We start from the raw sequence: 9,615 nt of genomic DNA on the forward strand, positions 1-9,615 counted from the left end.
GAGAAGGGCCGGTTTCTATGGCCGTCGCCGGCGGACGGCACGGTTTCCATATCACCGGCGCAGCTCGCCTACATGCTCGACGGGATCGATTGGCGCAACCCGCTTCACACGTTCCGCCCGCAGCGCGCGGGCTGAGTTTTTCTTTGAGTTTGCGCCATTTTCCGCGAGTCAGCGGACGCGTTTTATGATTCACTCCAGGGCATGGTTGCCACCGCCCAGGATGCTGTTCCGGACGATATTGGCGCGCTGAGAGCAGCGCTGACTGCGGCGCTGGCCAGAGCCGAAGACGAGGCCGCGCGCGCTGCGCTGGTCGAGGCCGAACTGGCGGTCGCCAGGGCCAAGGCATCGGATGATGCGGCGCTGATCGCGCATCAGCATCTGACGATCCGGAAGCTGCAGCGGGCGCTGCATGGTCAGAGTTCTGAACGCTCAGCCCGCCTGCACGACCAGATGGAACTCACCTTCGAGGAACTCGAGAGCACCGCGACGGAAGACGAGATCGCCGCCGAACAGGCCGCGGCCCGGACCACCGAGGTGGCGCCTTACATGCGCAAGCGACCGGCGCGCCAGCCATTTCCCGAGCATCTGCCGCGCGAACGCGTGGTCGAGCCGGCGCCGGCCGCTTGCCATTGCTGCGGCGGTCATCGGCTGCGCAAGCTGGGTGAGGATATCACCGAGACGCTGGAGGTGGTGCCGCGGCAATGGAAGGTGATCCAGCACGTGCGGGAGAAGTTCACCTGCCGCGACTGCGAGACGATCAGCCAGGCTCCGGCGCCCTTCCACGCCACCCCGCGCGGCTGGGCCGGTCCCGGCCTGCTGGCGATGATCCTGTTCGAGAAGTTCGGCCAGCATCAGCCGCTTAACCGCCAGGCCGAACGCTATGCCCGCGAAGGCGTGCCGCTCAGCCTGTCGACGCTCGCCGACCAGGTCGGCGCCGGCGCCGCGGCGCTGATGCCGCTGTTCAAGCAGCTCGAAGCCCATGTGCTGGCCGCTTCGCGTCTGCACGGCGACGACACGACGGTGCCGGTCCTGGCCAAGGGCAAGACCGATACCGGCCGATTATGGACCTATGTGCGCGATGACCGACCGTTCGGCGGCGCCGATCCGCCGGCGGCAGTGTTCTACTATTCCCGCGATCGCCGAGGCGAACATCCCGCGACGCATCTCGCCGGCTGGAGCGGCATTCTGCAGGCCGATGCCTTTGGTGGTTATGGCGATCTCTATGCGACGGGTCGTCAGCCGGCGCCTGTTCTGGAGGCCAGCTGCTGGGCCCACAGCCGGCGCAAAGTGTTTGAGCTGGCCGATGTCGAAGCGGCGGCGCGCAAGAAGGCGCACGGCGAGAAGCCCAACCTGGTCTATCCGCTGGCGGTCGAAGCCGTGAAGCGCATCGATGCCCTGTTCGATATCGAGCGCGCGATCAACGGCCTGTCGCCGGCCCAACGCCACGCCGTGCGCCAAGAGCGGAGCGCGCCGCTGGTCACCGAGCTCGAGCGCTGGATGATCAAGACGCGCGACAAGCTCTCGCGCGGGCACGACCTGACCAAGGCCTTCAACTACATGCTGCGCCGCTGGTCATCCTTCACCCGGTTCCTCGACGATGGGCGGATCTGCCTATCCAACAATGCAGCCGAGCGAGCCCTGCGCGGCATCGCTCTCGGCAGAAAGTCCTGGCTCTTCTGCGGTTCCGATCGCGGCGGACAGCGCGCGGCCGTTCTCTACAGCCTGATCGTCAGCGCCAAGATGAACGATGTCGACCCGCAGGCCTGGCTCGCCGACGTCCTCGCCCGACTGCCCGCCTATCCGGCCCATCGGATCGATGATTTGCTGCCGTGGAATTGGAGATCCGCAAAATTGCGGACCCAACCAGCGGCGGCCTGATCATGCAGCGCAATAAGGTGCATCACGTCTACACCGTCGATCGTGTCGCCAGGGACCTCGGCGTCAGCGAAGCGCTCATCCAGGACCTGACCCTCGGTCTCGAGCCCGAGGACGGCGTCATCTGGGTCTACGGCGCCAACGATGACGACGGGATCTTGGCCTTCACCGATGAAGGCATCGAGGAGGTCAAACTCCTCCTCGAAGAATATCATCGCGTCTCCCCAAAGAAAGCTTGACCCCAGCACTCCGGTGCTCAGGTTCTCCTGGCTGCCGGATGCGCACGTCTGCGGTCTTCACCGGATGCGTACCCAATAGCCTGTGCTTTTCGAAGATCGCGAGCTTCTGCGGATAGGTCATCCGCACCTTGGCGTTGCACCCGTCGCATCTGAAGTGCGCGATTGTTCTTAGTGCAGAGCCCTTTCTTACCGCCGGATGCAAGCAATCCGGACATTCGAATGTGAGCGCGACATCCGATAAGTCTTCGGCTAAGCCCATTTCCGTCCCCTTCGCAAGCTCGGTGGCTACACTCTGGCGATTCTCAATGAGCAATTCAGATGCCAATCCGATTGTGCCAATGCGGGACTAGAACAATTCGCCTCGGAACGCCGCCTAGCTAGTGCGCCTTCTCTGCGCCTTTTGAGCGACGAAGAGACCTAACTTCCTCCAGCAGTTCGCGCTCATTGGTAGTCACGTTTCGGAAGATTGCGACAATCATCACCGCCAAGGCTTCGGCATCCAGGCTTAGAGGGTCAATGTGCTCATCTGCGCAAACCTGATCAAACACGCGTTCACAAATAGCCAAATCGTGAGGGCTGAGGCGAGTGCCATTGAAACGCCGGCGCGACATTTGCGAGCCTTCGACGCCCGCCGCCCCGTTGCAAAAGAAGCGGGCCTTGGCAAGAAACGCGAGTCGTTGAGTGGTTGTTCCCGGCTGCAAGCTTTGTTAAGCCGCCTGCAGCAGGGCAGACTGGACGCGCATCATGGCGCGTGCGAGCGGAGCTGTGCCTCGACCTTGGCATTTTCCTAGCATGGCGAGATGCTTGGCACCTCAGGCATTTTCGGGCGCCCGCCCGAACGGGGCTGGCCGCCATGCGCGGGCCGATCTTGGACGGCTGGACCGTTGGACTCACGTCAGACACAGTAGCCTGGGGGCAAGACTGCTTCGAACTCTAAACGGGGGCCGTCAGCTACCCATTTGACGACGCGGAGGAGCCACGCCTTGCGCTGCTGGCACTCGTCATCGCAGCCAATGCCACCGCGACACCTAGTTCCAACGCTTGAAAACTCTCCCTAGAGGGTTTGGCATCATGAACAGTCTTCTTTGGCGGCAGGCGCTTTAGCTCGCTCGAAACTTGGTCCGTGCCGTAAGTCGGTACATATGCTATAGTTAATATTGGGTCGAGGGGACGACCATGAAAGGGAGGACCAACCATGAAGCCGCATTCCCTCAGCGCCCGTCGTATTGGCCTGCTTATATTCTCGGTGTGTGCTTTCGGGCTGATGACGTCAGCCTCAATGCCCGCAGACAGCAAATTCGCCGTCGAGCCGGTGGTTGAGAAAAAGGTGAAGGAACTGCCCTCCGGACCGTTGTACTGGCGGCTGGATAATCTGCCAACGCTGGCGCAAGCCCAAAGCGTTGCGGGCCCGACCTCGCTTGCGGCCGAGGTCGCAGGCAAGGTCTGGCTGTTCACGCTTGGACCGAAGGATGGCTCTACGACCGGCGGAACCAAGGTCGTCGAGATCGGACCGATCCCTCCGATCAGCGCAAGCGAGTATTTGCTGCGTGTCAACCGCGCCGGTGGAGCGCCCGGCGTCAAGACGAAGATCCATACGCATCCGGGACCGGAGGCCTTCTATGTGCTGGCCGGCAAGCTCGGCCAGAGAACGCCCCACGGAGTGACCTATGCTGAAGCTGGCACGGCAATGATCGGACACGGGGCCAACACGCCGATGGAGGTGTTCAGCGCCGGCACAACCGATCTCGATGAGCTGGCCATCTTCGTGGTCGACGCCAATCAGCCGTTCTCGTCGCCGGCCAGCCTCGATTGAGGCGACATTTCCCGGGATGATACTTCCGCTCTCCACCTGTTGCAGACAGTCGGCGACCAGTTGACGCTAACAGGTGCATGCTGAATTCGATGGTGCTGCGAGAGAGGATTGAACTCTAGGTATCTATAATAAAATCAACTACTTACGATGAGTTTTGTAACATTGTGACGGGCGACAAAATGGCTGGGAATCACTTCTAGCCTGCGGTTCTGGCTGGACGCCAAAAGACCCGCCTCCCCTTTACTGTTTTCTCTCCAAGGCATTCTAGATCAAGCCTTCATTTGAATGCCTGGACCTTCACCGCGCCGCCAAGCACCAGGAACCGAAATACGTTTACGACGATCCGTATGCGCCGTGATGATAGATCAGCGCCGGGCCCGGCTCTCCGCTCACCACATGCCGGACGCTGCCGAGGATCAGCGCGTGGCTGTGGCGAATAATAGTATCCTCAACCGCGCAGTCGACCGCGGCAAGCGCCTCGTCGAGTGCCAGTGCGCCGCTTGCAAGGCTGGACCAGCGAGCGCCCTCGTAGCGCGCCGACCCCTTCAGGCCACCGCGCCCGGCAAAGCGGTCGGCAATCGCGATCTGGTCGGCACGCAGCACATTCACGCAGAAATGCCGATGCCGGCTGATGGCTGCCCAGGTAGACGAGTTCAGATTGATGCTGACAACCATCACCTCTGGTTCGACCGATAGGGAATGGGCGGTGGTAACGGTTGCGCCCGTCCGTTCGTCGCCAACACCGGCGGTGACCACGGAGACAGCTCCGGCCAGGTGTCGCATCGCAAATTTCAGGGGAACCCGGGTTTCCACTAAGGTTTCCACTAGGGGAACGCGTTCGGTCAGTGTCATCTGGATAGCCTCATCGTGTTTGCAGCTTCACGACGCCTTGCGACGCAACGCCGTTTGGTATCCCAACCATTGGTGAATTTCGGCGGCGATGCGCTCGGCATGTGCGGTGACTTCGGGAATTCCCATCAGTTCGCCGATGCTGCCTCGCGCCAATGGCCCGCTGACGAAAATGCTGTCGGTCGGGCGCCCGGATGTGCCGACCGCACGGCCTTGGCTGTCGGTCTCCAAACCGAGACCAATCGGGTCGAGCCGGACCAATCCCATCCGCTCGAGCGCCGCAATCGCCGTGTTGGTCCGCAAGATATCGGCATGTGCCGGACCTGTCGTCACGATCACTCTGTCGAAAGCCTCGACAACGAGGCTGCGTTGGCCACGCAGCCGCTGCCTGACGCAAATGCGTCCGTCGACCTGTTCGGCGCCGACAATCGTTGCGGCGCGATAGGCAAGCCTGCCCTCGGCAACGCCGCGATCAAGCACGGCCGCGATCTGTGGAGCGAGGCGGAAGCGATGCACGTCCCAGAGCGCACGAAGATTGCGCGCCACACGTCGCTGCTCGGCCAGCGGCAAGGCCTGCCAGATGGTTTGTCCCTGACGTCGGACGGCATCGAGCACCGGATGCCAGTCTTCGCCCCGACGCTTGGCATCAAGGATCGTTACCCGGATGCGCCTGAATAGTGCCGTTGCGCTTCGTGAAGGAAGGGTCGTGAAATCACCAATTGGATCGGCCAGCATCGCGGCTTGGCTGCGCGAGCGATAGCCGTGACGTGACAGCGCGACGATGTGGCCACGATGCCCCTTGCGGTCGAGCGTTGCAATCACGTCCGCCGACGTCAGTCCGGTGCCAACGACCAGGACACGGTCGTCGCGGCCGATCGCTTCCAGCCTCTCGAGATCATAGGGATTGGCCACCAGCCCGGCTGTGCCAGCCACGGACTTCAGGGGCATCGGCAAGGCCGGCGGCGGATGCGTCGTCGCAATCACCACGGCGTCGGCAGCGAGCGCCCCGCCATCAGCGAGGATCAGACTGTAGCCCTCGCCGGTGCGCTCGACCGATGCGACGGCGGACCTGACATGGCGGATCGTTTTGCTGAGAAGGAAGGGCCGGAGATGAGATTCCACATAGCGCCCGAAAACGCGACGCTGCGGGTAGAGTGCTCCGTAGGCGGCAATAGCCTCGGCATCGTCTACAATGGCTCTGGTCTGCTCCAGCCAGTCGGCAAAGTGGCTGTCCTGGCCGGAGATCAGCGTCATTCTCGACGCCGGCACATTGATACGATGCGCCGGATCGGCCGTGGAGTAAGCCAGACCATAGCCGAGCCCCTCGCGGGGCTCGACGACCATGATATCGGATGCACCGGCCGGGAGCAGTCGCGCCAGATGAAACGCAGTCGCCGCACCTGAAAAGCCGCCGCCGACAATCGCTATGATCGGTGCGCTGGCGCTCAAGACTGGCTCGCGCGCAGCGCCGACGGGCGATGGTCGCCGGCCACGGTTTCGCCGAAGGGGCCCATGTTGACGGCCGTCTGCCGCGTTGAGATCTCGTGATCGAGTGGCAACTGCGGCAACACAAGTTCGCCGAAGCGATAGGCTTCCTCCAGATGCGGGTAACCGGACAGGATGAATGTATCGATGCCTATGCGCCGGTATTCATCGATCCGTGCCGCCACCGTAGCCGCATCGCCGACCAGAGCGGTGCCGGCGCCGCCACGCACCAGGCCGACACCGGCCCACAGATTCGGACTGATTTCGAGTTTGTCGCGACGGCCGCCATGCAGCCGGCTCATGCGCGACTGGCCGACGGAATCCATGCGCGCGAAAACCTTCTGCGCCTCGGCGATCGTCTTGTCGTCCAGGCGGCTGATCAGGCGGTCGGCATCGGCCCAGGCTTCGTCATTGGTTTCGCGAACGATGACATGCAGCCTGATGCCGAAACTCACCTGGCGTCCGGCCTTCTCGGCAAGGCCGCGCACATGGTCGACCTTTGCGGCGACGTCAGCCGGCGGTTCGCCCCAGGTCAGATATTTATCGATCTGCTCGGCGGCGACCGCATTGGCCGCCTCCGACGAGCCGCCGAAATATAGCGGCGGATGCGGCGTCTGCACAGGCGGGAACAGCAGCCTTCCGTCCTCGATGCGGAAATGTCTGCCTTCGTAGGCAACGGTCTCGCCGCGCAGCACGGCCTTGTAGATATCGAGGAATTCCCGCGTCACCTCATAGCGCTCGTCATGGCTGAGGAAGATGCCGTCGCCCTTGTTCTCGACCGGGTCGCCGCCGGTGACGACGTTGATGAGCAGGCGCCCGCCCGAAATGCGGTCGAGCGTCGAGGTCATCCGCGCCGCGAGCGTCGGCGACTGCAGCCCGGGACGGACGGCAACAAGAAAGCGCAACCGCTGCGTCAACGGCGCCAGCGCCGACGCCACGACCCAGCTGTCCTCGCAGCTTCGGCCGGTCGGCAGCAGCGCGCCGTAATAGCCGATGGCGTCGGCGGCCTTGGCGACCTGGGTCAGATAGGGCAGGTCGACCGCCCTGCCCCCCTCGGAGGTGCCGAGATAGCGGCTGTCGCCATGGGTCGGAAGAAACCACAGGACCTTGATCCTGTCGGGGATGGCAGTGCTCATGAACAGTCCTCTATGACTTTACGACGTTCTCGCTCAGCTCCAGGCGTGTAGCGGCGGATTGACGTCGTTCAGGTAATAGTTGCCGAGGATCGCGTATTTCCAGCGCACCGGATCGTGCAGCGTGTGGGTTCGGGCGTTGCGCCAGTGCCGGTCGAGATTGTGCTCGGCCAGTGTGGATCGCGTGCCGGCGAGTTCGAACAGTTTGTTGGTGGCGTTGATGGCGATCTCGGTGGTGAGGATCTTGGATTCGGCAACCGCGATCTGCGCTTCCGCGACGGTCTTATCGTTCGGATCGGCCACGGCGCGGTCGACCGCCAGCCCTGCCTTGTCCAGAACGGCCTGCGCCGCATTGGCCCGCAGGCGAAGGTCACCGACGGCCTGGATAGTGTAGGGATCCTGCCAGGCATGATCGACGCCGCTGTCGATCCACGCGCGCGACTTGGTGCGCACGAAGCTGACGGTTTCGTCGATCGCCGCGTTGGCGATGCCGAGATCGACAGCAGCCTGGATGATCTGGAAGATGGCGCCGTCGGCCGTCGGCCGGTCATAGCCCTTGTAGCCGGGGACGAGATGCGTCTTCGGCACTTTCACATTGTCCAGCAGGACTGTTCCGGACAGCGTCGTCTTCTGGCCGAAGCTCGACCAGTCGTCGATGACCGTCAGTCCGGGCGCGCCGCGATCGGCGATGGCATACCAGGCCCGGCCCTCGTCATCGAGCGCCACGATCGGCACCAGATGGGCGAGCAGCGCGCCGCTGGAATAGAATTTCTGGCCATTGACCACGACGTGGTCGCCAGCGTCGACGAATTTGGTCTCGAAGTCGGCCGCCCGCTTGGAGCCGAATTCCGAGAACGCGTTGCCGAACCGCGTGCCGGACAGAACTTCGGCGAAGAGCAGCTGCTTCTGGGCCTCGTCAGAGACGGTGCGGATGGCGGCGACGACGCCGAGATGGTTCTGCGGAATCTGGCCGAGCGACGGATCGGCCGCCGAGATGATGGTGATCACCTTCGACAGCGTCACATAGGAGAGTTCCGGTCCGCCATAGGCCTTCGGCACGTTGATCGACCACAGGCCGCTCTGCGAAAACGCATCGAGCTCTTCCTTCGGCCAGATGCGCTCGCGGTCCCGCCTGGAGGCGTCCTTGGCGAAGTCTGCGGCCAGTTTTTCCGCCACAGCGATCGCCTCGGCGTCGGTCTTGATGACATGCGCTCTGGCCGACGGACGCTCAACCGGGGGGACGGCGCTGCGGATATCGGACGGCTGCTTCGATTGGATGGTCATGCTGCGGTCTCCTGGGGAAAATGTTGCGATGGAAGCGGCGTGCCGCCGAGATAGTAGGTCTTGATGTCGTCGCGCTGGCGCAGGTCGGTGGCCGACCCTTCCAGCACGCTCTTTCCGTTTTCGAGCACGGTGGCGTGGTCGGCATATTTCAGCGCCACTGCCGAATTCTGCTCGGCGACAAGGATCGAAAGATCTTCGTCCCGATTGAGCCGCTTCAAAGCGCTGAAAATCTCGTCGACGATCAGCGGCGCCAGCCCCATCGAAGGCTCGTCCAGCACGAAGAGTTTCGGCCGCGACATCAGACCGCGGCCGATCGCCGTCATCTGCTGCTCGCCGCCGGAGGTGAGGCCGGACCGGGTTCGGCGCTTCTCGGTGAGCCTGGGGAAAAGCGCATAGACGCGGTCGAGGTCGGCCTTGACGCCGGTGCGGGAAGACGAACGCCCGAGCGCGCCGGTCAGAAGGTTCTCCTCGACCGTCAGCGAGCGGAAGCAGTGTCGGCCCTCGAGGACCTGGACCAGACCCTTGCGGACGAGGTGAGAGGGGCTTGCCCTGGAGACATCCTCGCCGTCGAAAGTGATCCGACCAGCGGTAACAGTGCCGCGCTCGGCCGGGAGGAGATTGGATACGGCGCGTAGCAGCGTCGTCTTGCCGGCGCCGTTGGAGCCGAGCAGTGCGACGATCTCGCCTTTGCCGACCGACAGGTCGACACCGTGCAGGGCGGCGATGGCGCCGTTGTAGACGGCCTCCACGCGACTGACCGACAGGATCGGATTTTCCGGGCTGGACATCGATGACTCCGCAATAGGCAGGAAATCGCGGGCCGGCCCCGGGGGGCGGGGCCGGGGGTGTGGGGAGAATTGGGTCGCCCCCAGGAGCGGGGGATGGACGGGGGGGGGGGTGGTGCGGTTTTAAAGGAGGCTGGCCGGGGCGCACGAGG

Annotated in this window: 10 protein-coding genes; 4 read left to right on the forward strand and 6 right to left on the reverse strand. The window is 63.5% G+C overall.

The annotated features are described in order from the left end of the window. The 3 genes from tnpB to NKH30_RS32705 all read left to right on the forward strand — a co-directional run. Positions 1 to 135 (forward strand): IS66 family insertion sequence element accessory protein TnpB (tnpB, locus tag NKH30_RS32695; protein WP_352998130.1); only part of this gene is annotated, 135 nt, incomplete at its 5' end. 66 nt (positions 136 to 201) lie between these two features. After that, positions 202 to 1,878, forward strand: a complete 1,677-nt coding sequence (tnpC, locus tag NKH30_RS32700; RefSeq protein ID WP_352720067.1) for an IS66 family transposase — start codon at positions 202 to 204, stop codon at positions 1,876 to 1,878. Between the two features lie 2 nt (positions 1,879 to 1,880). After that, positions 1,881 to 2,114: a hypothetical protein gene (locus NKH30_RS32705; protein ID WP_023731894.1), complete on the forward strand. Its 234-nt coding sequence runs from the start codon at positions 1,881 to 1,883 to the stop codon at positions 2,112 to 2,114. Positions 2,115 to 2,491: 377 nt separating this feature from the next. Here NKH30_RS32705 and NKH30_RS32710 read toward each other — a convergent pair whose 3' ends face one another. Next, positions 2,492 to 2,815, reverse strand: a complete 324-nt coding sequence (locus tag NKH30_RS32710; protein ID WP_352998127.1) for a hypothetical protein — start codon at positions 2,813 to 2,815, stop codon at positions 2,492 to 2,494. Positions 2,816 to 3,309: 494 nt separating this feature from the next. On the opposite strand from NKH30_RS32710, the gene NKH30_RS32715 reads away from it, so the two are divergent. Next, positions 3,310 to 3,927, forward strand: a complete 618-nt coding sequence (locus NKH30_RS32715; RefSeq protein ID WP_352453637.1) for a cupin domain-containing protein — start codon at positions 3,310 to 3,312, stop codon at positions 3,925 to 3,927. A 333-nt stretch (positions 3,928 to 4,260) separates the two neighbouring features. Here NKH30_RS32715 and NKH30_RS32720 read toward each other — a convergent pair whose 3' ends face one another. Genes NKH30_RS32720 through NKH30_RS32740 form a run of 5 tightly spaced genes read right to left on the reverse strand, consistent with a single transcriptional unit; the run spans position 4,261 to position 9,466 of the window. Then, positions 4,261 to 4,779: a flavin reductase family protein gene (locus NKH30_RS32720; protein WP_352819761.1), complete on the reverse strand. Its 519-nt coding sequence runs from the start codon at positions 4,777 to 4,779 to the stop codon at positions 4,261 to 4,263. A gap of 27 nt (positions 4,780 to 4,806) precedes the next feature. Then, positions 4,807 to 6,225 (reverse strand): FAD/NAD(P)-binding protein, encoded by a 1,419-nt coding sequence (locus NKH30_RS32725; RefSeq protein WP_352819763.1) that lies wholly within the window; start codon positions 6,223 to 6,225, stop codon positions 4,807 to 4,809. Next, positions 6,222 to 7,397: an FMNH2-dependent alkanesulfonate monooxygenase gene (ssuD, locus tag NKH30_RS32730; RefSeq protein ID WP_352503581.1), complete on the reverse strand. Its 1,176-nt coding sequence runs from the start codon at positions 7,395 to 7,397 to the stop codon at positions 6,222 to 6,224. Before ssuD ends, NKH30_RS32725 begins: the two co-directional genes overlap by 4 nt. Before the next feature lie 33 nt (positions 7,398 to 7,430). Beyond that, positions 7,431 to 8,678, reverse strand: coding sequence for an SfnB family sulfur acquisition oxidoreductase (locus NKH30_RS32735; protein WP_352772557.1), 1,248 nt, complete (start codon positions 8,676 to 8,678; stop codon positions 7,431 to 7,433). After that, complete coding sequence (locus NKH30_RS32740; RefSeq protein WP_352819765.1) at positions 8,675 to 9,466, reverse strand: ABC transporter ATP-binding protein; 792 nt, start codon at positions 9,464 to 9,466, stop codon at positions 8,675 to 8,677. Before NKH30_RS32740 ends, NKH30_RS32735 begins: the two co-directional genes overlap by 4 nt. Positions 9,467 to 9,615 lie beyond the last annotated feature (149 nt).

It is taken from the genome of Mesorhizobium sp. M1273 (assembly GCF_040318195.1).
Taxonomy (GTDB): Bacteria; Pseudomonadota; Alphaproteobacteria; order Rhizobiales; family Rhizobiaceae; genus Mesorhizobium.